This is a genomic window from Pseudolysinimonas kribbensis (genome assembly GCF_030161895.1).
GTDB lineage: Bacteria > Actinomycetota > Actinomycetes > Actinomycetales > Microbacteriaceae > Pseudolysinimonas > Pseudolysinimonas kribbensis.
The window spans coordinates 3,350,442-3,372,279 of record NZ_BSVB01000001.1 but is presented as its reverse complement, the minus strand read 5'-3'; the positions used below and the strand labels follow the sequence as shown (position 1 = coordinate 3,372,279).

Below are 21,838 nucleotides of genomic sequence, written 5' to 3'. Positions count from 1 at the left end.
AGTCTAGCTAGGCCGGGTCGGCCAGTCCGACCCCCGCAGGGCGAGCACGTAGGAGTCGAAGCCGAAACCCGCGATGGTCCCGGTCGCGACGGCGCTGACGACGCTCGTGTGCCGGAACGTCTCCCGCGCGGCCGGGTTCGAGATGTGCACCTCGACGAGCGCCAGACCCGCCTTCGTGATGAGGGCGCACGCGTCGCGCAGCGCGTAGCTGTAATGGGTGAACGCCGCGGGGTTCAGGATGACGGGCTCGCCTGCGTCGACGGCCGCGTGCAACCAGCCGATCAGCTCCGCCTCGTCGTCGGTCTGCCGCAGGTCGATCTCGACATCCGCGGCCGCGACCTCGGCGAGCCGCGTGCGCAGCTCGGAGAGGTCCTGGCGGCCGTAGACGTCGGGTTCCCGGCTGCCGAGGCGGCCGAGGTTCGGTCCGTTCAGTACGAGCACGCGGCGGGTCACGGTCCGAGGCTACCGGGGCGTCACGTTGTGGTTGCCGCGGAACACGTTGTCCGGATCCCAGCTGCGCTTCACCTCGCGCAGTCGCTCCCGCGTCGACGGCGGGTACATCGCCTCGACGACGCGAGGCGCGCGAGTCGGGTGGAAGTTGCCGTAGCAGCCCACCGAGACGCCCGCCATGGCATGGGCCCAGATCTCGCGAGCCGCGGAGATCTGCTCGGCCGGCGCGCCCGGCGCCCGGAAGGCCGCGCAGATGAGGAAGGCCTCCGCCCTCCGCCCCGCGAAGGCCGTCGCGTCCTCCGCGACCCGGCCGTAGGCGCCGCCGAGGGTGCGGAGCATCATGACCGCGGGCGCGAGGCTCTCGTGCGCCGCCGCGATCCGCTCGATCGCGTCGTCGTCCAGACGGCCGACGAGGTCGCTCTCGTCGACCATCGTCGGCGGCGGCCCCGGCATCTCGGGCGGCGGTCCGGCCAGCAGGTCGCGGTAGGCGCCCGGTGCGAGTTCGCCCGCCCGGAGCGCGGGATGCCCCAGGAGCGCCCTCGACGCGTCACGGGCGGCGTCGAGGTCCTCTCCCGCCCAGACGACCTCGACGTGCAGGGAGGAGGCATCTCGGGGCCGAACGACGGGAGCGTGAGGAGGTTCGCGGTCCACTCGTCGGGCGCGCGCCGCAGGTCGTCGCGGAGCGCGCGCAGCACCGAGCGCAGCTCGGCCGGATCGAACTCGAGGTGCCCGTGCACGACGCCCCGCAGCGGTCGCGCCCGGAAGACGAACTCGGTGACGATGCCGAAGTTGCCGCCGCCCCCGCGGATGCCCCAGAACAGGTCGGGGTGCTCGTTCGCCGATGCGCGCACGATCTCGCCGGCGACCGTGACGACCTCCGCGCCCACCAGCTGATCCACGGCGAGGCCGGTCGCGCGGACCAGCCACCCGATGCCGCCGCCCACGGTCAGCCCGCCGACGCCGACGCTCGCCGTGTCGCCGGAGCTGATGGCGAGCCCGTGCGGTGCGAGGGCGTCCGCGACGCTGCCCCACACCGCCCCGCCGCCGACCGTGACGAGCCGGTCGTCGCCCACCTCGATCCGGTCGAGCCGGAGCAGATCGATCACGACGCCGCCGTCGTTCGTGGACCACGGCGTGTGTCCTCCGCCGCGCACGCCCACCTCGAGCCCGCGTTCCACCGCCGATCGCACCGCCTCGGCGACCTCGCCGGCGTCCGCCGGCCGCAGCACCTCCACCGGGGTGCCGTGCACGTGGTACGAGGTCGCCGCCTCGTCGTAGCCGACGTCGTCCTGTCGCAGCGTCTCCATCCCGACACCGTAGGCGGCGCCGGCGACACGCGTCAGTCGGCGAGCTCCTGGTACGCCGAGTAGAGCAGCGACTCGTCCGGCCCCGAGATCGTGGTCGGGCGGCCGATGTCGTCGAGCACGATGAACCGCAGCAGGGCGCCGCGCGCCTTCTTGTCGCGCTTCATCGTCGCGAGCAGCATCGGCCAGCGCCCGGCCGGGTACGTCGTCGGCAGCGTGAGCGACTCCAGGATGCGGCGGTGTCGTGCCACGCCCTCCTCGCCGAGGTTGCGGGTGAGCCGCGACAGCTCCGCGGCGAACACCATGCCGATGCCGACCGCGGCTCCGTGACGCCACTGGTAGCGCTCGGCATGCTCGATCGCGTGCCCGAGGGTGTGCCCGTAGTTCAGGATCTCGCGCAGCCCCTGCTCCGTGAAGTCCTCGCCCACGACGCGCGCCTTGAGCCCGATCGCGAGCTCGATCGCCCGGCGGAACTGCGGTGTCGCCGGGTCGGTCGCGGCATCCACGTCGGCCTCGACGATGTCGAGGATCTCGGTCGCGCCGATGAAGCCGGCCTTCACGACCTCGGCGTACCCGGCGAGGATCTCGTTCCTCGCGAGTCCCTCGAGCAGGTCGAGGTCGCACAGCACCGCGCGCGGTGCCCAGAAGGCCCCGACGAGGTTCTTGCCCTCGGCCGTGTTGATGCCCGTCTTGCCGCCGACCGCCGCGTCGACCATGCCGAGCACCGTGGTCGGGATGTGGATGACGTCGACGCCGCGCAACCAGGTCGCCGCGACGAAGCCGGCGAGGTCCGTCGTGGCGCCGCCACCCAGGCCGATGATCGCGTCGGAGCGCGTGAAGTCGGTCTGCCCGAGGATCTGCCAGCAGAACGCCGCGACCTCGACGCGCTTGGCGGCCTCGGCATCCGGGATCTCCGCCAGCAGCACCTGGTAGCGCCCGCCGAGCGCCTCGCGCAGCTCCTCGGCGCGTGCGGCGAGGGTCGGGGTGCACGACGAGCAGCTTCTGCACGCGCCGCCCGAGATGCTCGGCGACCGAGGTCCAGATCCCGCGCCCGACGAACACCGAGTAGCCGGGGGCGCCGCTGACCGGGATCGCGGTGACGCGGTCGTCGTCGGTCATGCGCTCTGCCGCGCCCATGCGGCCACCTCCTCGGCGACCTCGGACGCGCGGCGGAACGACGTCTCGACCGTCAGATCGGCGAGGCTCTCGTACAGCGGCAGGCGCTCGGCGAGGATGCGTGTCCACGACGTGAGCCCGTCCTTGACGAGGGGCCGCCGTTCGTTGCCGAGCCGCGCCTCCACGGCCTCGGGGCTCACCAGGAACAGCGCCACGCGCTGCCCCGCCAGGTCGTGCCGCGTCGCGGGATCGAGGATCGCGCCCCCGCCGAGCGAGACGACGCCGTCGGTCTCGAGCGCTCGCTGCACCGCGGCGCGCTCCAGGGCGCGGAAGTGCGGCTCGCCGTGCGTCTCGAACAGATCGGAGATCGGCCCGTGCTCCGCGACGACCAGGGCGTCGGTGTCGGTGAACCCGACGCCGAGCTGCTGCGCCACGCGCTTGCCGATCCGGGTCTTGCCCGACCCCATCGGCCCGATGATGACGACCGCCGGGCTCATTCCGCGACCGCGGTCTCGGGCGCCGAATCGGTGGAGGTCTTCAGCAGCTCGGGGATCGAGTCGAGGTACGCCCGGAGGTTGCGTCGCGTCTCGGGCACCGAGTCGCCGCCGAACTTCTCGAGCACGGCATCGGCGACGACGAGCGCGACCATCGCCTCGGCGACCACTCCGGCCGCCGGCACCGCGCAGACGTCGGAGCGCTGATGGTGCGCCGGGGCCGCTCCCCGGTCGCCACGTCGACGGTGCGCAGGGCGTGCGGCACCGTCGCGATCGGCTTCATGCCGGCCCGCACGCGCAGCAGGGTCCCGGTCGACATGCCGCCCTCGGTGCCGCCCGCGCGGTCGCTCAGCCGGGTGATGACCCCGTCGAGCTCGACGAGTTCGTCGTGGGCCTGCGATCCGCGTCGCCGGGCGGTGCGGAAGCCGTCGCCCACCTCCACGCCCTTGATCGCCTGGATGCTCATGATCGCCTCGGCCAGGCGGGCGTCGAGCCGGCGGTCCCACTGCGCGTACCCGCCGAGGCCGGGCGGCACACCGTAGGCGAGCACCTCCACGACACCGCCGAGGGTGTCTCCGGTGTCGTGCGCGTCGTCGACCTCGGCCACCATGAGCGCGGAGGTCGCGGCGTCGAAGCAGCGCAGCGGATCGGCATCCAGCGCCGCGACGTCGTCGGGCGTCGGCAGCGCCGCACCCTCCGGCACCTCGACCGGGCCGATCGCGAGCGTGTGGCTGACGAGCCGGATGCCGAGCTCGCCGAGGAAGCTCTTGGCGACGGCACCGAGCGCCACCCGGGCCGCGGTCTCCCGGGCGCTCGCGCGCTCCAGCACGGGTCGGGCCTCGTCGAAGCCGTACTTCTGCATGCCGACGAGGTCGGCGTGCCCGGGTCGCGGGCGGGTCAGCGCGGCGCCTCGGGCGGTCTGCAGCACCGACGGATCGACCGGCTCGGGCGACATGACGTCCTGCCACTTCGGCCACTCGGTGTTGCCCACCCGGATCGCGACCGGACTGCCCATCGAGACCCCGTGCCGCACGCCGCCGCTCAGGTGCAGCTCGTCCTGCTCGAACTTCATGCGCGCCCCGCGTCCGTAGCCGAGCTTGCGCCGCTGCAGGTCGGCCTGCACGAGCTCGGCCGTCACCGGCACGCCCGCGGGCAGTCCTTCGAGGATCGCGACGAGCTCGGGGCCGTGCGACTCCCCCGCGGTCAACCAGCGCAGCATGCCAGATCCTTCCCGTGCAGCATTCTCGCAGAGGGATCAGAGGCCGACCGACGCCCGCATCGCGGCGACGACCCGGGACTCGCGCTCGACCGGCGCCGATTCGGCGCCGGTCGTGAAGATCCGCACCTGTTCCACGGCCTGGTGCAGCAGCATCTCGAGGCCGGAGACGACCGGGCGACCCGCCTCGAGCCACCGCCGGGCACGGGGCGACGGCCAGCCCTCGTAGATCACCTCGAGGAAGGCGCCGGCGTCGTCGACCTCGGCCGTGTCGCCCATGTCGCCCGGGATCGTGTTGACGAGCAGGTCGATATCGGCGGGCGCGGGCGAACCGGCGGCGCGGAAGCTCAGGTCCCGGCCGAGCGCTCGCGCGAGGCGACGCAGCTCGTCGTCGTCGTCGCGTCGCCCGGTCACGACGATCTCGGTGGCGCCGAGCTGCGCGACGGCCGCGAGCGTGGAGGCCGCCGTCGCGCCCATGCCGAGGATGTGGGCGCGGCCCACCCGGCCGACGCCGTGCTCGCCCAGCGCGGCGACGATCCCCGCGACGTCGGTGTTGAATCCGTGCACGCGACCCTCGTCGAACAGCACCGTGTTCGCCGCGCCGACGAGCGTCACGAGTCCGGTGCGCGTGTCGAGCATCGGCAGCACCGCGCGCTTGAGCGGCATCGTGAGCGAGAGGCCCCGCCAGTCGGCGTCACGCGAGGTCAGGAACGCGCCGAGGGCGCCCTCCGGCACGTCGACGGCGTCATAGACCCAGTCGAGTCCCAGCTCCCGGTACGCCGCCGCGTGCAGCGCCGGGGAGAGCGAATGCGCGATCGGCGAGCCGAGCACGGCCAGCCGAGTCAATTGCAGTACGCCATGTTCTCGGGGCTCTGCCGGCACCAGGCCTGCCACTTCTTCACGGCCGCATCGTGCTCCGCAGCGGTCGTCGAGAAGACCGTCTCACCCGTCTTGAGGTTCACCGCGACGAAGTACAGCCAGGGACCGGGAGTGGGGTGCAGGGTCGCCTTGATGGCGTCGTCCCCGGGCAGCGCGATCGGGCCGACCGGCAGCCCCGCGTGCACGTAGGTGTTGTAGAGGTTCTTCGAGTCCGATCGCTCCGAACCCGTCGTGGTCACGTGATCGGTGCGCCCCGTGCCGTAGGCGACGGTCGCGTCGGACTGGAGCAGCATCCCCGCATCGAGCCGATTCTGGAAGACCCGGGCGACCTTGCCCATGTCGGGCACGCTGCCCGCTTCGCGCTGCACGATGGATGCCATCGTCAGCACCTTGAGGTCGTCCGCGGGCGCGACGCCGTCGGCTGCGAGGTGCTTCTGCATGGTCGTCACGAGCACCTGCAGCGCCTGCTGCGCGGTCGTGCCCGGATCGAACTGGTAGGTGGCCGGGAAGAGGAACCCCTCGATGCTCGGGAAGGTCGACGGCACGCCCAGTGCCTGGTAGTTCGCCGCCGCGGCCTGGAACTCGCTCACCGGTCGGCCGGTCGCGGCGGCGAGCTGGGAGTAGGCCTGCGCGGCGGTGATCCCCTCCCGGATCACGGCGGTGTGCACGATCCGGTTCTTCGGATCGGCGAGGGCCGCGAGCGCCGCCTTCGCGCTCATCTGCTTCTGCAGCTGATAGCTGCCCGGCTGGAAGCTCTGGTTGGTCTTGATCAGGATCGCGTAGGCCGCCTGGTACGTCTTGGTCACCCCGGCGCGCTGCAGCTCCTTCGCGACGTCGGAGCCGATGTCGCCCGACTGGATGACGACGGTGGCCTTCTGGCCGTTGCCCGATCCGGCGTAGTCGACCGACTCCTGGCAGAACGTCAGGACCTTGCAGACCTTGTCGTGGAAGCCGAACCACGCGACCGCTCCCCGCCCAGCACGACGACGACCACGACGAGCAGCGCGATGAGGCCGCCCCACCGCCGTCGGCGACGGGGCGCGGGGGCGACGGATCCGAGGGCCCGCCCCGTTGGCGCGGACCTCGGCCTCGCGCAGCTCCCGGCGCGTCAGCGGCTGCCCGCCGGCGGTGCCGACCGCCTCGCGCGCGGCTTGCGCCTGCGCGGCATTGGCCTGCGCCGCGGCGACCGCGTAGGGGTCGGACAGGCGGGCGGTCGGGAACTCCTCCGACACGGGCTCCGGGCCGGCCGGCTGCTGCGTGGAATCCTCGGGTTTCTGTGGCCGGCCCCCGAAGATCTCGTCCCAGCTGGGTTCGGCCACGCGTCAGGTTCCTTCGTCGGGATCGACCGGAGCGCCGGGCGGACGACCGGATGCACGCTCCGAATCGAGGGCGTTCTGCAGGATGATAACAGCGGCGACCTGATCCACGACCGCCCGCGAGGAGCGCGTGGTGCGCCCGCTGCGGTGCAGCTCGCGCTGCGCGGAGACGGTCGACAGGCGCTCGTCCACGAGCCGCACGGGAACGCTCGTGCGCACCGCGAGCGCGGCAGCGAACGCCCGGGCGTCGGCGGTCGACGGGGTGTCGCCGCCGCTCAGCGACAGCGGCAGCCCCACCACGATCTCGAGCGGTTCCAGCTCGGCCACGACGGCCGCGATCCCGTCGAGGGCGCCCTCGCGGGGCAGGGTCTGGATGGGCGTCGCGAGCAGCGCATCGCGGTCGCTGCGGGCGACACCGACCCTCGCCCGCCCCACGTCGATCCCGAGTCGCACGCCGGGCCGCACCTCGGCCATCGCTCAGCCGCGCAGGGCCGCCGTGACGCCGTCGAGCGCTGCCCCGATCGCGCCCTCATCGGTGCCGCCGCCCTGCGCCATGTCGTCCTTACCACCGCCGCCGCCGCCGAGCACCGCGGCGGCCTGGCGCACGAGCGCGCCCGCCTTGGCGCCGAGCTCCCGCGCGGCCGGAGACGTCGCGACGACGATCGACGGCTTGCCGGCAATCCGCGCCGCGATCGCCGTCACGCTCGGCTCGCCGCCGAGACGCTCCCGCACGCCGGAGACGAGCGAACGCAGGTCGTCGGCGCTTCCGAGCTCCCCGGCATCCTCGACGACCGCCAGGTACGGGCCCAGCCGCGACGCGCTCTCGACGAGCGCCGGCACCCGGCCCGAGAGCCGGCTCGCCTCGAATGCCGCGATCTTCTTCTCGGCGGCCTTCAGCTCCTGCACCAGGTTCTCGATGCGGTCGGGCAGCTGCTCGCGCGGGATCTTGAGCGAGGTCGAGAGCTGCGACACGATCGCACGCTCGGTCGCCAGGTCCTTGAGCGCGTCCGCGCCCACGAGCGCCTCGACGCGGCGGTTGGTCGAGCCGACGCTCGACTCGCTCACGAGATTCACCAGGCCCACCTCGCTCGAGCGGCTCACGTGGATGCCGGCGCACAGCTCCCGCGACCACGGCCCGCCGATGTCGACCATCCGCACCGTGTCGCCGTACTTCTCGCCGAACAGCGCCATCGCGCCGGCCGCGCGCGCCTCGTCGATGGGCAGGATCCGCGTGACGACCTCGAGGTTGTCGCGCACCGCCTGATTCGCGATGTCCTCGATCTCGCTGCGCGTCTCGGGGCTGAGCGCATGGTTCCACGAGAAGTCCAGGCGCATGTAGCCGGCGCGGTTGAACGACCCGGCCTGGTGCGCCTCCTGCCCGAGCGTCTGCCGCAACGCCGCGTGGATGAGGTGCGTGGCCGAGTGCGCCTGCGACGCACCGGCCCGGTACACCGGATCCGCGAGCGTCGTCGCGGCGTCGCCCACACCCACCTCGCCGGAGCGCACCTGCACCGTGTGGCTGATCAGCCCCTTGACCGGGCGCTGCACGTCGAGCACCTCGAGCTCGAAGCCGGAGCCCACGATCGTGCCCTCGTCGGCGGCCTGGCCTCCGGATTCCGGATACAGCGACGACTCCGCGAGGATGACCTCCGCGACCTGGCCGGCACTCGCGCGCTGCACGGGACGCCCGTCGACGAGCAGGCCGAGCACGCGGCTCTCGGTCGTCAGGGTGTCGTAGCCGGTGAAGACCGTCTCGCCGGCCGCGCGGAAGTCGCCGTACACGGAGAGATCGGCCAGCGCCCGCTTCTTCGCCTTGGCATCCGCCTTCGCACGGCTGCGCTGCTCGGTCATCAGGGTGTCGAACGCGGCGCGGTCCACGCTCAGCCCGGCCTCCTCGGCGATCTCGAGGGTGAGGTCGATCGGGAACCCGAACGTGTCGTGCAGCAGGAACGCCGTGTCGCCCGCGAGACGCTCGCCCCCGGCGCGCTTCGTGTTCTCGACCGCGGTGTCGAGGATCGTGGTGCCGCTGGCGAGCGTTCCGAGGAAGGCCTCCTCCTCGCCGAGCGCGAGCCGCTCGCTGCGGTTCCAGTGCTCCAGCACCTCGGGGTAGCCGTCCTTCATCGCGTCGCGCGACGCGGCGAACAGCTCCGCGAACGACGGCGCATCCACCCCGAGCAGCCGCATCGAGCGGATGGAGCGGCGCAGCAGCCGCCGCAGGATGTAGCCGCGGCCCTCGTTCGACGGTGTGACGCCGTCGGTCATCAGCATGAGCGAGGAGCGCACGTGGTCCGCGATGATGCGCATGCGCACGTCGTCGTCGTGGTCGGCGCCGTACCGGCGACCGGACATCGCCGCGGCCCTGTCGAGCACCGGGCGCACCTGGTCGATCTCGTACATGTTCTCGACGCCCTGCTTGAGGAACGCCAGGCGCTCGAGGCCCGCACCGGTGTCGATGTTCTTCTTGGGCAGGTCGCCGACGACGTCGAAGTCGACCTTCGACGTGACGTTCGTGATCAGGTCCTGCATGAAGACCAGGTTCCAGATCTCGATGAACCGGTTGTCGTCGACGGCCGGACCGCCATCGCGTCCGTACGCGGGACCGCGGTCGAAGAAGATCTCGGAGTCCGGACCGCCCGGGCCCGGCTGCCCGGTGTGCCAGTAGTTGTCCGCGGCCCCGAGGCGCTGGATGCGCTCCGGCTTCAGGCCGATCACGTCGCGCCAGATCGACTCCGCCTCGTCGTCGGTCTCGTAGATCGTGACCCAGAGGTCCTTCTCGTCGAAGCCCAGCCCGCCCTCGGCCTCCGAGCTCAGCAGCAGCTCCCAGGCGAGCTCGATCGCCCCCTGCTTGAAGTAGTCGCCGAACGACCAGTTGCCGAGCATCTGGAAGAACGTGCCGTGGCGGGAGGTCTTGCCGACCTCCTCGATGTCGTTCGTGCGGATGCACTTCTGCACGTCCGCCGCCCGCGGGTACGGCGCCGGCACGACGCCCGTCAGGTACGGGATGAACGGCACCATGCCGGCGATGGTGAACAGGATCGACGGATCGTCGCTCACGAGCGACGCCGACGGCACGATGGTGTGGCCGCGGTCACCGAAGAAGGTGAGCCAGCGGCGTTGGATCTCAGCGGTCTGCACGGCAGTTCCTACTACTCAAGGCGGTCGGGAGGGGCGGGGCGTCCGGGCCGCCGGCGCAGCTGCTGCCGAGGCCGGACTACTTGGCTCGCTTGGTGATGTCGACGACGGCGGCCTGGGCGTCCGACACCGCCGCGCGCAGCTCAGCCTCACGAGACCGATAGCCGTCGACGACGGCGTCACCGAACTCCTTGGCTTTGGCGTCGACGCTGTCGAAGAACTGCTTGCCCTGCGGCGTCTTGGCGACCTGATGGGCGATGACGAAGCCGGCTGCGGCGCCGACGACCAGGAGCAGGAGACCCTTCATACCCTCAGCCTACGCAACCGAGGGCACCGACAGCACGCCGTCGATGCGGCGCGGGATGCCGGGGTCGGCATCCCGCAGCTCGAACGGCAGCACCGACTCCGGAGCGTTCTGCCACGCCAGGGGACGGAGGAAGCGCCGGATCGCGGTCGGTCCCACGGAGGTGTGCTGGGTGTTCGTCGCGGGCCAGGGACCGCCGTGGTGCTGCGCCCAGGCGACCCGCACCCCGGTCGGGTAGCCGTCGAAGACGATGCGGCCCGCCCGATCGCGGACCTCCTCGACGAGCGCGCCGACCAGCTCGGTCTCGTCCGCCTCGGCGTGGATGCTGGCCGTCAGCGAGTGCGGCACCTGGTCGAGGGCGCGGGCGATCCCGGCGACATCGTCGTAGCGCACCACGACGACGAGCGGTCCGAATGCCTCCTCGGTCACGGCGGGCGTGACGTCGGCCGCGTCGATCTCGAGCACGCTCGGGGCGACCGAGAAGCCGCGATCGTCGGTCGACCCCTCGGCCAGCACCGTCGCCCTGCCCTGGGAGATCAGCCGCTCCCGGATCTCGCCGTACGACGCGAGGATCCGCGCGTTCAGCAGCGGCTGGCCCCCGCGCTGCGGGCTCGGGCGGCGAGACCGTCGACGAGCGCCTGGGCGCCACGCGGCACGAAGGCGACGCCCGGCTTGGTGCAGAACTGCCCGGCCGAGCCCGTCACCGAGGCGAACAGGCCCTCGGCGAGCTGCTCGGCGCGCGCGGCCGCTGCCCCCGGTGTGACGATGAGCGGGTTGACGCTCGAGAGCTCGCCGTAGAACGGGATGGGCTGCTCGCGTCGCCCGATGATCTCGAGCAGGATCTCGCCGGTCGAGAGCGACCCGGTGAACCCGACGGCCTGGATCGCGGGATGGGCGACGAGGGTCGCGCCGGCCCGGGTGCCGTAGACGATGCCGAGGGTGCCGTCCGGGGCACCGGCCGCGGTCGCCGCCTCGGCGAGCACCTCGTGGGCGAGGCGGGACGTCAGCGGATGCGATCCGTGCGCCTTGAGCACGACGGGGCAGCCGGCGGCGAGGGCGGATGCGGTGTCGCCTCCGGGTACGGAGAAGGCGAAGGGGAAGTTGCTCGACCCGAAGACGGCCACGGGGCCGATGGGGACGAGCATGCGCCGCACGTCGGGACCCGGTCCCATCGGGGTGTCGCCGGCGTGGTCGATCGTCGCCTCGAGGTACGCGCCCTCGCGGATCACCTCGCCGAACAGCCGCAGCTGGAACGCCGAACGCGTGAGCTCGCCGTCCAGACGGCCCTCGCCGAGGCCGGTCTCCCGCTCCGCGGTGGCGACCAGCGCGTCGCGGTGCTCCTCGAGCGCCGCGGCGAGTGCGTCGAGAAGGCCCGCCCGCCGGTCACGGCTCCACTGCCGCAGGGTCGTGAACGCCGTCGCCGCGCGGTCCGCGATGGCGCCGACCTCGCCGTCGGGGGTCGCGGCGATGTCGGTGGCGGTGGTGGTTCCGGTGCGCGGGTCGGTCGTCGAGAGCATCGTCACCAGCGTACGAGGCCCCGACATGGAACGAGGACGGGAGTCGCCTCCCGCCCTCGTGACATCGCGTGCCTCAGCGCGCGGCGTAGTACTCGACGACCAGCTGGACCTCGGCGGTCACGGGCACCTCGGCGCGCTTCGGGCGGCGCACCAGGCGCGCGTGCAGCTTGTCGAGCTCGACCTCGAGGTAGCCCGGGACGGGCGGCAGCACCTCGGCGTGACCGCCGGCGGCCGCGACCTGGAAGGGCTCGAGGCCCTCCGAGCGCTCCTTGACGTGGATGAGCTGGCCCGGCTTCACGCGGAACGACGGGCGGTCGACGAGCTGGCCGTCGACCTTGATGTGACGGTGCACGACGAGCTGGCGCGCCTGAGCCGTGGTACGGGCGAACCCGGCACGCAGCACGAGGGCGTCGAGGCGCATCTCCAGCAGCTCGACCAGGTTCTCACCGGTCAGGCCCTGGGTGCGGCGCGCCTCGTTGAAGACGATGCGCAGCTGCTTCTCGCGGATGCCGTACTGCTCGCGCAGCCGCTGCTTCTCGCGCAGACGCACCGCGTAGTCGGAGTCGGTGCGGCGCTTGGTGCGGCCGTGCTCACCGGGGGCGTACGGGCGCTTCTCGAGGTAGCGCGCGGCCTTGGGCGTGAGCGGGATGCCTAGGGCACGGGACAGGCGGACCTTGCGGCGGTCCTGCGACTTCGTCGGCATGGGGTGATGCGTTCCTTCCGAGACGTGGCCGCGTCTTTCGCGACTCACGGACGTACACGCCCCGCCGTCCCGTCCCGGTCGCACGTCGCGGCGTCCGGAGGATCCGATGGTGGGGTGGTGCCCGAGTGGGCCGGTCAAGACTACCAGAACGGGCTCAGGGGGCGGCGGGCGCCTCGGGGTCGCCGGTCTCCGCGGCCGGCTCGGGACGAGCGGGCATCGGCTCACCGCGCAGGATCGCCCTCAGCCGATCGAGCCGCGGGCCCACGTCGCGCTCGTATCCGTTCCCGGTCGGCGCGTAGTACTCGGTGCCCCGGAGCTCGTCGGGCAGATACTGCTGCTCGGCGACGCCGTGCGGCTCGTCGTGGGCGTAGACGTACCCCGTGCCGTGGCCGAGGCGCTTGGCGCCCGGGTAGTGCGCGTCGCGCAGCGGTGCCGGGATGCGTCCGATCCGCCCGGCCCGCACATCGGCGATCGCCGCGTCCAAGGCGCGGTACGACGCGTTGGATTTGGGCGCGGTGGCCAGGTAGACGACGGCCTCGGCCAGCAGGATGCGGCCCTCCGGCATCCCGATGAGCGCCACGCCCTCCGCCGCCGACACCGCGATCGTCAGCGCGTTCGGATCGGCCATGCCGATGTCCTCCGCCGCGGAGATCATGATCCGCCGGGCGATGAACCGCGGGTCCTCCCCCGCCTCGATCATCCGGGCCAGGTAGTGCAGCGAGGCGTCCACGTCGGACCCGCGCACGCTCTTGATGAAGGCGCTGATCACGTCGTAGTGCTCGTCGCCCTGCCGGTCGTAGCGCAGCAGGGCGCGATCGACCGTGGCGGCGACGAGGTCGGCGGTGATGACGCCGTCGCCCTCCGCCTCGGCCGCGACGGCGGCCGCCTCGAGCGCGGTGAGCGCGCGCCGGGCGTCGCCGGACGAGAGCTGCACGATCGCGGCGCGGGCCTCCGGCTGGAGCTGCACCTTGCCCTCGAGTCCGCGCGGATCGCCGACGGCGCGGTCGACCAGCATCCCCAGGTCGTCGTCGGTCAGCGGCTCGAGAGTCAGCAGCAGCGAGCGCGAGAGCAACGGCGCGACGACGGAGAACGACGGGTTCTCGGTCGTGGCGGCGACGAGCACGACCCAGCCGTTCTCGACGCCGGGCAGCAACGCGTCCTGCTGGGCCTTCGAGAACCGGTGGATCTCGTCGAGGAACAGCACCGTCGAGAGGCCGTAGAGGTCGCGGTCGGCGTGCGCCTTCTCCATCACCTCGCGCACGTCCTTCACGCCCGCGGTGACGGCCGAGAGCTCGACGAAGCGCCGACCGGAGCTGTGCGCGATGGCCTGGGCCAGCGTCGTCTTGCCGGTGCCGGGCGGGCCCCACAGGATCACCGACACCGAACCCGAGGTGCCCTCGCGGTCGTTCGCGAGGTTCACGAGCGGCGAGCCGGGGCGCAGCAGGTGCTTCTGTCCCGCGACCTCGTCGAGCGACATCGGGCGCATGCGGACCGCCAACGGGGTCGACCCGGTCATCAGCCCCTGCTGCCGCGCCATGCCAGCAGCCTAGGAGAGACGCCCGACCGCGCTCGGCTAGAGTCGTCCCGGCCATTCACCCGGACCGGCAGGAGGCGGCGTGGCACCCAGCAGGCAGGATCGCGAGGCACGTCAGGCGCGCGAGCGGCTCCGGGCTTACGAGGCACGCCAGCAGGTGCACGAACGGCAGACGACCCGCCGTCGCCGCGACAACGTCATCGCCGTCGTCGGGGTCGTGGTGATCGCGACGCTCGCGGCTCTGACGCAGGTCTACTACTTCTCCGGCGGCCCCGGCAAGGCCGTGGCGAAGCCCTCGTCGTCGGCCTCCGCCACACCCTCGTCGACGCCGTCGCCCTCGGCCACCGGGTCGAACCTCGGCGCCCCGGACCCGAGCCTCGCCGCCGGCCGCACCTGGACCGGCACCCTCACGCTCAACAAGGTCGCTCTCGGGATCCAGCTCGACGGGGCGAAGGCGCCGCAGGCGGTCTCCGGGTTCATCCGCGACGTGCAGGACAAGTACCTCATCGGCAAGACGTGCCACCGGCTGGCCAAGAGCACCGGCTTCGGTCTCATCCAGTGCGGCTCGATCGACGGGCAGGGCGGACCCGATCCGGCCTACCACTTCGGACCCATCGAGAACGCACCGGCCGACAACGTCTACCCGGTCGGCACGATCGCGATGGCACGCGCGAGCGGCGACGCGTACAGCAACGGCCACCAGTTCTTCATCGTCTTCGACAAATCGAGCATCCCCGCCGACTCGGCCGGGGGTACACGGTGATCGGCAAGGTGACGAGCGGGCTCGACCAGCTTGAGAGCGAGATCGTCGCCGGGGGCATCACCGGCGGGACCGACGACGGCGCGCCCAAGATCGCGACCGCCATCACCGCGGCCACCGTCCAGTAGATTCCGCGGTGGGCCGCGAGGCGGCGCCTGACTAGGCTGGTCTGCGCTCGGCGGACAGCGGCCGGGCATGAGGCGAGCGGCAGGAACTTTCAGTGGCGAATGACGAGACGACCTCGTGGGGTCGCGTCGATGACGATGGCACCGTCTACGTCCGCGACGGCGACGGTGAGCGGGTCGTTGGGCAGTATCCGGATGCGACGCCCGAGGAGGCACTGGCCTACTACGAGCGCAAGTACGTCGAGCTGGCCGGTCAGGTCGGCCTGCTCGAGCAGCGGGTGCGCGGCGGGGCGAAGGCGACGGATGTGGCGAAGGCCGTCGCCCACCTGAGCGAGTCGGTCGCCACCGCCAACGCGGTCGGCGACCTGGGTTCGCTCCGCCAGCGTCTGGAGAAGCTCGGCGGCAGCGTCGGCGAGCTGACCGAGCAGCAGGCCGCGGAGGCCAAGGCGGCGAGCGAGGGCGCCCTCGTCGAGCGCGAGGCGATCGTCGCCGCGGCCGAGGCCCTTGCGGCGCAGGAGCCGAGCCGCATCCAGTGGAAGCAGACCACGGCCGAGCTGGACGCCCTGTTCGCGCGCTGGCAGACGGCGCAGAAGGACGGCCCGCGCATCCCGAAGTCCGAGGGCGACGCCCTCTGGAAGCGCTTCCGCGCGGCGCGGGCGACGCTCGACGCCCACCGCAAGGCGTTCTTCGCCGAGCTCGACGACCAGCACAAGGAGGCGCGCTCGCGCAAGCAGCGGCTCGTCGAGCGCGCCGAGGCCCTCGCCCCCAAGGGCACGGCCGCGATCCCGGACTACCGCCGGCTGCTCGACGACTGGAAGCTCGCCGGCCGCGCCGGCAAGCGTGCCGACGACGCCCTCTGGGCGCGCTTCAAGGCCGCCGGCGACGTGTTGTACGCCGCGAAGGCGGAGGCCGACGCGATCGAGAGCGAGGAGTTCGCGGGCAACCTGGAGCAGAAGCTCGCGCTGCTGACCGAGGCCGAGCGGCTGCTCGAGGTCACGGATCGCGAGAAGGCGCGCAAGACGCTCACCGAGCTCCAGCGCCGCTGGGACGCCATCGGCAAGGTGCCGCGCGACTCGATTCGCACGGTCGAGGACCGGCTGCGCAAGGTCGAGACCCACGTGCGCAAACTCGATGAGGACCACTGGAACCGCAGCGATCCGGAGAAGCAGGCACGCTCGGAGGGGCTCGCCGCGCAGTTGGCGGCGTCGATCGAGAAGCTCGAGGACGAGCTGGCGGCCGCACGCAGCGCCGGCGACGAGAAGAAGATCGCCCAGGCGCAGGACAAGCTGGCCGCGCAGCGCGTCTGGCTCGACGCGATCGGCTCCTAGCGCTCTCCACAGGCGCGCGTCTCCACGGATGCAGCGGCGGCGCGGCCGGCCGGTGAGCCGGGGTCTCATCCTGATCGGGTGAGCCGCATCCCCGTCACGCTCGATCAGGGCGAGCTGCCTCTCGCCGAACTGCAGGCGATGCGGCTCGACGGAGAGGTCTTCGGGCTCGTCGACGCCTGGTGCCCGATCGACGTCGTCGAGACGCCGCAGGTCCGCACCCGCGCCGTGATGACCGCACGATCGGAACGGCTGGTCGCCGCGCGGTGCACCGCCGCCTGGATCTGGGGTGCGCTGCCCGTGCTCCCCGACCGATCGAGTTGTGCGCGGACGTGCGCGCCCGGGCGCGGCTGCGCCCCGGTGCGGACGCCGTCGTGCACGAGTACGTGCTCGACGACGGCGACGTCGTCCGGTTCGACGCGAGCGCGGTCACCGCGCCGCTGCGCACCCTCGTCGACGTGGCGCGCTCCGGTGCGGTGGGCGACGACGTGCTGCGCGCCCTCGCCCAGGCGGGGCGGATCGGCCTCGACGAGGCGCTCGCGTCGATCCAGCGGCGCCCGCTCCCGGGCCGCCGGATCGCACGCCGGGCGCTCGAACGCGCGCTCAGCCCGCGCTGACCCGGTACACGTCGTACACCGCGTCGATGCGCCGCACCGCATTGAGCAGCCGGTCCAGGTGCACGGTGTCGCCCATCTCGAACACGTAGCGGCTGATCGCCAGCCGGTCGCTCGAGGTCGAGACGTTCGCCGACAGGATGTTGACGTGGTTCTCGCTGAGCACCCGCGTGATGTCCGACAGCAGCCCCGAACGATCCAGCGCCTCGACCTGGATCTGCACGAGGAACAGGCTCGACGAGGTCGGCGCCCACTCGACGTCGATCATGCGCTCGGGCTCGTTGCGCAGGGAGGCGACGTTGTGGCAGTCGGCGCGGTGCACCGAGACCCCGCCCCGCGGGTCACGAAGCCCACGATCTCGTCGCCCGGCACCGGCGTGCAGCACTTGGCGAGCTTGACCAGGATGTCGGGCGCACCGCGCACCAGCACCCCGGAGTCGCTCGAGCGCAGCTGTCGCGCACGCCCCTTGGGCACGAACGGGATGTCGGCCTCGTCGGCGTCCGCATCGGTCTGCAGGCTCGCGAGGATCTTCTCGAGCACCGACTGGGTCGAGACGTGTCCCTCCCCCACCGCGGCGTAGAGCGCGTCGACGGTCTCGTAGCGCATCTGCGCCGCGACCTCGCTCAGGGCGTCCTGGCTCATGAGCTTCTGCAGCGGCAGGTTCTGCTTGCGCATCGCCCGCGCGATCGCGTCCTTGCCCTGCTCGAGCGCCTCCTCGCGACGCTCTTTCGTGAACCACCCGCGGATCTTGTTGCGAGCCCGGGGGCTGCGCACGAAGGTCAGCCAGTCCTGGCTGGGACCGGCATCCGGGTTCTTGGAGGTGAAGATCTCGACGACATCGCCCGAGCTCAGCGCGCTCTCGAGCGGCACGAGCCGGCCGTTGACCTTCGCGCCCATCGTGCGGTGGCCGATCTCGGTGTGCACGGCGTACGCGAAGTCGACGGGCGTCGCGTCGGCCGGCAGGCCGATGACCTTGCCCTGCGGGGTGAAGACGTAGACCTCCTTCGCGCCGATCTCGAAGCGGAGGTTGTCGAGGAACTCTCCCGGGTCGGCGGTCTCGGACTGCCAGTCGGTGATGTGCGCGAGCCACGCCATCTCGTTGTCGTTGGTGCGCTCGTCGACCTGCCGGCCGGCCATCCGCTCCTTGTACTTCCAGTGCGCCGCGACGCCGAACTCCGCGCGCTGGTGCATCTCCTGAGTGCGGATCTGGATCTCGACCGCACGCCCCTTGGGACCGATGACCGTCGTGTGCAGTGACTGGTACAGGTTGAACTTGGGGGTCGCGATGTAGTCCTTGAACCGGCCGGGGATCGGATTCCAGCGCGCGTGGATCGCGCCCAGCACGGCATAGCAGTCGCGGATGTTGTTGACGAGCACCCGGATGCCGACGAGGTCGTAGATCTCGTCGAATTCGCGACCGCGCAGCACCATCTTCTGGTAGATCGAGTAGTACTGCTTGGGCCGGCCGACCACCTGCCCCTTGATCCGGGCGGCCCGCAGGTCCTCGTTGATCGCGTCGATGACCTGCTGGACGAAGCTCTCGCGCTCGGGCGTGCGGTCGCGCACGAGGCTCTCGATCTCGACGTAGAGCTTCGGGTACAGCACCGAGAAGCTCAGGTCCTCCAGCTCCCACTTGATGGTCTGGATGCCGAGGCGATGTGCGAGCGGCGCGTAGATCTCGAGGGTCTCCTGCGCCTTGCGACGGGCGTTCTCCTGGGGCACGAAGCCCCAGGTGCGGGCGTTGTGCAGCCGGTCGGCGAGCTTGATGACGAGCACCCGGATGTCCTTCGACATCGCGACGACCATCTTGCGCACCGTCTCGGCCTGCGCCGAGTCGCCGTACTTGAGCTTGTCGAGCTTGGTCACGCCGTCGACGAGCATGGCGACCTCGTCGCCGAAGTCGGCGCGCAGCTGGTCCAGCGTGTAGTCGGTGTCCTCCACCGTATCGTGCAGCAGGGCCGCCGCGATCGTCTTCGCCCCGATGCCGAGGTCGGCGAGGATCTGGGCCACCGCGACCGGATGGGTGATGTACGGCTCACCGCTCTTGCGCTTCTGGCCGGCGTGCGCGCGGTCGGCGGCGGCGTACGCGCGCTCGATGAGGGCGACGTCGCCCTTCGGGTGGTGCGAGCGCACCGTCTTGATGACGGTGTCGATGGAGCGGGTCGAGCGGTCGGCGCGCGAGAAGATGCGCGGCAGCAGCGTCCGGAGCGTCGACGGCGAGCCCGTGGAGGGCGCGGCGGCGGGCGTCTGCGCGCGCGGTGGCTGCGTCTGCGTCATCCGATCACCTCCGGTGCCTCGAGTCTAGAAGGCAGCGGAGCGCGTGACCGGCGGTTCGCCGTGAGCGTCAGGCGCCGGCAGCGCGCGCCTTCAGACGCCGGGCCTTCTCGTCGCGCTGTCGGATCGCGGCCTCACCCGAGCGGAACTGCGCGTACAGCGGCGAGGCGACGAACGGCGTCGAATAGGTGCTGACCACCGTGCCGACGAACAGGGCGAGCGAGATCTCCTTGAGCGTGTCGGCTCCGAGGATGAACGACCCGATGAACAGGATCGCGGCGACCGGCAGCGCGGCGACGACACCGGTGTTGATCGACCGGACCAGCGTCTGGTTGACGGCGAGGTTCACCGCCTCGCCGAAGGTGCGTGTCGAGTCGTCGGTGAGCTCCGCCGTGTTCTCGCGGATCTTGTCGAAGACGACGACGACGTCGTACAGCGAATAGCCGAGGATCGTGAGGAACCCGATGATCGTCGCCGGGGTGATCGTGAATCCGGTCGCCGCGTACACCCCCGCCGTGATGACGAGGTCGTGCAGCAGCGAGAGGATGGCGGCCGCCGACATCTTCCAGGTGCGGAAGTAGAGCGCCATGAGCACGGCCGCGAAGATCACGAACACGATGAGCGCACGCAGCGCATTACCCGTGACGTCCGCGCCCCACGTGGCGCCGATGAAGGAGTTCGTGACGTTCTTCTCGGCGACGCCGTAGGTGTGGGCGAGCGCGGTCGCGACCTGCTGCGACTGCTGGTCCGTCAGCTGGTTGGTCTGCACCTGCACGCCGTGGTTGCCGGCCGTGGTGACGAGCACGTTGGCGCTGGGCACGACGCCGAGCGCGGCATCCCGCCCCTTGATCGTGTCCGTCGAGTTCGCGTCGGAGATCTGGAACTGCGATCCGCCGGTGAAGTCGATCCCGAAGTTGAAGCCCTTCGAGAAGTCGCCGCCGCCGCGCACGAACGGGATCGCGATCGACGCGAGCACCATCACGATCGCGATCATGTACCAGACGCGCCGACGACCGACGAAGTCGACCGACCGTGCGCCCGTGTAGAGGTCGTTGCCGAACTTGGCGAAGCTCGCCATCAGTTGCTCCCGCCCTTCGAACCGCGCGATGCCTCGAGCTCGGCGGCCTTGCGCTCCGCGATCGTCTGGCGGCGGCCGGCCTCACGGCTGGCACCGGAGCGGCGCGCGTCCTCCGAGAAGTGGAACTCCGCCCGGCCCCGATACACCGCGCCGAGCGCGTTCGGGTCGAGGCCCGACAGCGGATGGCCGCTGGAGAAGAACCTCGTCGTGGCGAGCAGGCGCAGCACCGGATGCGTGAACAGCACGACGATGATCACGTCGATCACCGTCGTGATGCCGAGGGTGAGCGCGAAGCCCTGGACGTTGCCGACCGCGAGCACGTACAGGATGATCGCCGACAGCAGGTTGACGCTCTTGGCCGCGAGGATCGTGCGCAGTGCGCGCTTCCATCCCGCCTCGACGGCGCCCGCGAGGCCGCGCCCGTCGCGCAGCTCGTCGCGGATGCGTTCGAAGTAGACGATGAACGAGTCGGCCGTGAAGCCGATCGCGACGATCAGGCCGGCGACGCCCGCCAGCGAGAGGCGCAGCCCGTTCTGCCACGACAGGATGTCGAAGAACTCGTACGTGATGACGCCCGCGACCACGAGCGACGCGAGCGTCACGAACCCCAGCAGCCGGTACTGGAACAGCGAGTAGACGGCGACCAGCAGGAGCCCGATGAGTCCGGCGATGAGGCCGTTCTGCAGCTGGCTCACGCCCAGCGTGGCGGCGATCGTGTCACGGCTCTGCACGGCGAAGTTGACCGGGAGGGCGCCGTACTTGAGCTGATTGGCGAGCGTCTGCGCGGAGGCCTGGGTGAAGTTGCCGGAGATCTGCGGCTTGCCGTTGGTGATCGCGGCCTGGGTGACCGGCGCCGAGATCACCTTGCCGTCGAGCACGATCGCGAACTGGCTGCGCGGCTGCTCGAGCGACACCAGCCGGTTCGTGACCTTCGCGAACTCCTTGGTGCCCTCGGCGTTGAAGATGATGTTGACGGCCCACTCGCCGGTGTTCACGCCCTGGCTGCCCTGGATCGTGCCTGCGTTGGCGTCGGAGATCGTGGAGCCCTCGACCTCCACCGGTCCGAGCAGGTAGGTCTGCGTCCCGGTGTCGTCGCAGGTCGCGAGCGGCTTGTCCGCCGGGGCGACGTTCGTGTCGGCCGCGTCGATCTTCGAGCAGTTGAGGTCGGTGAACTGCTTCTGCAGCGCCGGCGTGACCCAGTTGAGATCGCTGCCGTCGGTGGGCTTCGCGGTGGGGGTGTCCGCGAGCGACGGGCTCGGCGATGCGGAGGCGCTGCCGCTGGCACCCGGGCTCGGGGTGGCGCTCGCCGACGGGCTGACGTTCGAGGTCGCCGGCGCACCGGTCATCAGCACGGGCCGGAACTCCATCTTGGAGGCCGACTCGATGCGGTCCTGGGTGGTCTTGTCGAGGGTGGTGCCGGGGATCTCGATGAGGATGTTGCGCGAGCCCTGGGTGCTGACCTCCGCCTCCGAGATGCCGCCGATCCGCTGACGGATGATCGAGACCGCCTGGTTGAGCTGGTCGGAGGTCACCTGCTCCCCGACGCCACCTTCGGCGTCAGGATGATCTCGATGCCGCCCTGGAGGTCGAGGCCGAGCTGCGGCTTCAGTCCCCAGTTCCAGAACATCTTGCCGGCCGCGAGCAGCAGGCCCATCACGATGACGATCACCAGCAGCCAGGCGAGCGACCTCCAGGCG

19 protein-coding genes and 4 pseudogenes are annotated in these 21,838 nt (G+C 71.5%); 4 read left to right on the top strand and 19 right to left on the bottom strand.

Going from position 1 to position 21,838, the window contains the following annotated elements; translation table 11 throughout:
- Positions 1-3: 3 nt before the first annotated feature.
- From QQK35_RS18520 to QQK35_RS18450, 15 genes and pseudogenes are all read right to left on the bottom strand, one after another.
- Entirely contained in the window at positions 4-453 is a 450-nt protein-coding gene (locus QQK35_RS18520) for a type II 3-dehydroquinate dehydratase (protein WP_284255476.1), read from the bottom strand.
- 9 nt (positions 454-462) lie between these two features.
- Complete coding sequence (locus QQK35_RS18515; protein ID WP_284255475.1) at positions 463-792, bottom strand: BBE domain-containing protein; 330 nt, start codon at positions 790-792, stop codon at positions 463-465.
- Positions 789-1,757 (bottom strand): FAD-binding oxidoreductase, encoded by a 969-nt coding sequence (locus tag QQK35_RS18510; RefSeq protein WP_284255474.1) that lies wholly within the window; start codon positions 1,755-1,757, stop codon positions 789-791. The genes QQK35_RS18515 and QQK35_RS18510 overlap by 4 nt, the downstream gene beginning before the upstream one ends.
- A gap of 32 nt (positions 1,758-1,789) precedes the next feature.
- Positions 1,790-2,873 (bottom strand): annotated as a pseudogene (aroB, locus tag QQK35_RS18505) (3-dehydroquinate synthase).
- A complete protein-coding gene (locus QQK35_RS18500; RefSeq protein ID WP_284255473.1) occupies positions 2,870-3,367 on the bottom strand; it encodes a shikimate kinase in 498 nt (165 codons plus the stop codon). Before QQK35_RS18500 ends, aroB begins: the two are co-directional and overlap by 4 nt.
- Positions 3,364-4,583, bottom strand: a pseudogene (gene aroC, locus QQK35_RS18495) (chorismate synthase). The gene QQK35_RS18500 and the pseudogene aroC overlap by 4 nt, the downstream one beginning before the upstream one ends.
- Positions 4,584-4,619: 36 nt before the next feature.
- A complete protein-coding gene (locus QQK35_RS18490) occupies positions 4,620-5,426 on the bottom strand; it encodes a shikimate dehydrogenase (protein WP_284255471.1) in 807 nt (268 codons plus the stop codon).
- Positions 5,423-6,778 (bottom strand): endolytic transglycosylase MltG, encoded by a 1,356-nt coding sequence (gene mltG, locus QQK35_RS18485; protein ID WP_284255470.1) that lies wholly within the window; start codon positions 6,776-6,778, stop codon positions 5,423-5,425. Before mltG ends, QQK35_RS18490 begins: the two co-directional genes overlap by 4 nt.
- 3 nt (positions 6,779-6,781) lie before the next feature.
- On the bottom strand, positions 6,782-7,249 hold the full coding sequence (ruvX, locus tag QQK35_RS18480) for a Holliday junction resolvase RuvX (RefSeq protein ID WP_284255469.1): 468 nt from the start codon (positions 7,247-7,249) through the stop codon (positions 6,782-6,784).
- A 3-nt stretch (positions 7,250-7,252) separates the two neighbouring features.
- Positions 7,253-9,910: an alanine--tRNA ligase gene (gene alaS, locus QQK35_RS18475; RefSeq protein ID WP_284255468.1), complete on the bottom strand. Its 2,658-nt coding sequence runs from the start codon at positions 9,908-9,910 to the stop codon at positions 7,253-7,255.
- 76 nt (positions 9,911-9,986) lie between these two features.
- Complete coding sequence (locus tag QQK35_RS18470; RefSeq protein WP_284255467.1) at positions 9,987-10,214, bottom strand: hypothetical protein; 228 nt, start codon at positions 10,212-10,214, stop codon at positions 9,987-9,989.
- A gap of 9 nt (positions 10,215-10,223) precedes the next feature.
- A complete protein-coding gene (locus QQK35_RS18465; RefSeq protein WP_284255764.1) occupies positions 10,224-10,748 on the bottom strand; it encodes an aldehyde dehydrogenase family protein in 525 nt (174 codons plus the stop codon).
- Between the two features lie 44 nt (positions 10,749-10,792).
- The gene (locus QQK35_RS18460) at positions 10,793-11,728 is read right to left on the bottom strand and encodes an aldehyde dehydrogenase family protein (RefSeq protein WP_284255466.1); all 936 of its coding nucleotides are present in this window, start codon (positions 11,726-11,728) and stop codon (positions 10,793-10,795) included.
- A 73-nt stretch (positions 11,729-11,801) separates the two neighbouring features.
- Complete coding sequence (gene rpsD / locus QQK35_RS18455; protein ID WP_284255464.1) at positions 11,802-12,431, bottom strand: 30S ribosomal protein S4; 630 nt, start codon at positions 12,429-12,431, stop codon at positions 11,802-11,804.
- Positions 12,432-12,585: 154 nt separating this feature from the next.
- Positions 12,586-13,968, bottom strand: coding sequence for a replication-associated recombination protein A (locus QQK35_RS18450; protein ID WP_284255463.1), 1,383 nt, complete (start codon positions 13,966-13,968; stop codon positions 12,586-12,588).
- Positions 13,969-14,047: 79 nt separating this feature from the next.
- Between QQK35_RS18450 and QQK35_RS18445 the strand changes: the two genes are divergently transcribed.
- The 4 genes from QQK35_RS18445 to QQK35_RS18430 all read left to right on the top strand — a co-directional run bounded on the left by QQK35_RS18445 (position 14,048) and on the right by QQK35_RS18430 (position 16,792).
- Positions 14,048-14,728, top strand: coding sequence for a peptidylprolyl isomerase (locus QQK35_RS18445; protein WP_284255462.1), 681 nt, complete (start codon positions 14,048-14,050; stop codon positions 14,726-14,728).
- Positions 14,725-14,853, top strand: a complete 129-nt coding sequence (locus QQK35_RS18440; RefSeq protein WP_284255461.1) for a hypothetical protein — start codon at positions 14,725-14,727, stop codon at positions 14,851-14,853. The genes QQK35_RS18445 and QQK35_RS18440 overlap by 4 nt, the downstream gene beginning before the upstream one ends.
- A gap of 92 nt (positions 14,854-14,945) precedes the next feature.
- Positions 14,946-16,178, top strand: a complete 1,233-nt coding sequence (locus QQK35_RS18435) for a DUF349 domain-containing protein (RefSeq protein WP_284255460.1) — start codon at positions 14,946-14,948, stop codon at positions 16,176-16,178.
- 329 nt (positions 16,179-16,507) lie between these two features.
- The gene (locus QQK35_RS18430; RefSeq protein WP_284255459.1) at positions 16,508-16,792 is read left to right on the top strand and encodes a hypothetical protein; all 285 of its coding nucleotides are present in this window, start codon (positions 16,508-16,510) and stop codon (positions 16,790-16,792) included.
- Here QQK35_RS18430 and QQK35_RS20800 read toward each other — a convergent pair.
- From QQK35_RS20800 to secD, 4 genes and pseudogenes are all read right to left on the bottom strand, one after another.
- Positions 16,779-17,057, bottom strand: a complete 279-nt coding sequence (locus QQK35_RS20800) for an ACT domain-containing protein (protein WP_488803442.1) — start codon at positions 17,055-17,057, stop codon at positions 16,779-16,781. The genes QQK35_RS18430 and QQK35_RS20800 overlap by 14 nt on opposite strands.
- 39 nt (positions 17,058-17,096) lie before the next feature.
- Positions 17,097-19,066 (bottom strand): annotated as a pseudogene (locus tag QQK35_RS18425) (RelA/SpoT family protein); the annotation flags it as partial.
- A 67-nt stretch (positions 19,067-19,133) separates the two neighbouring features.
- Entirely contained in the window at positions 19,134-20,141 is a 1,008-nt protein-coding gene (gene secF / locus QQK35_RS18420) for a protein translocase subunit SecF (protein ID WP_284255458.1), read from the bottom strand.
- Positions 20,141-21,795 (bottom strand): annotated as a pseudogene (gene secD / locus QQK35_RS18415) (protein translocase subunit SecD). Before secD ends, secF begins: the two are co-directional and overlap by 1 nt.
- Positions 21,796-21,838: the final 43 nt, after the last annotated feature.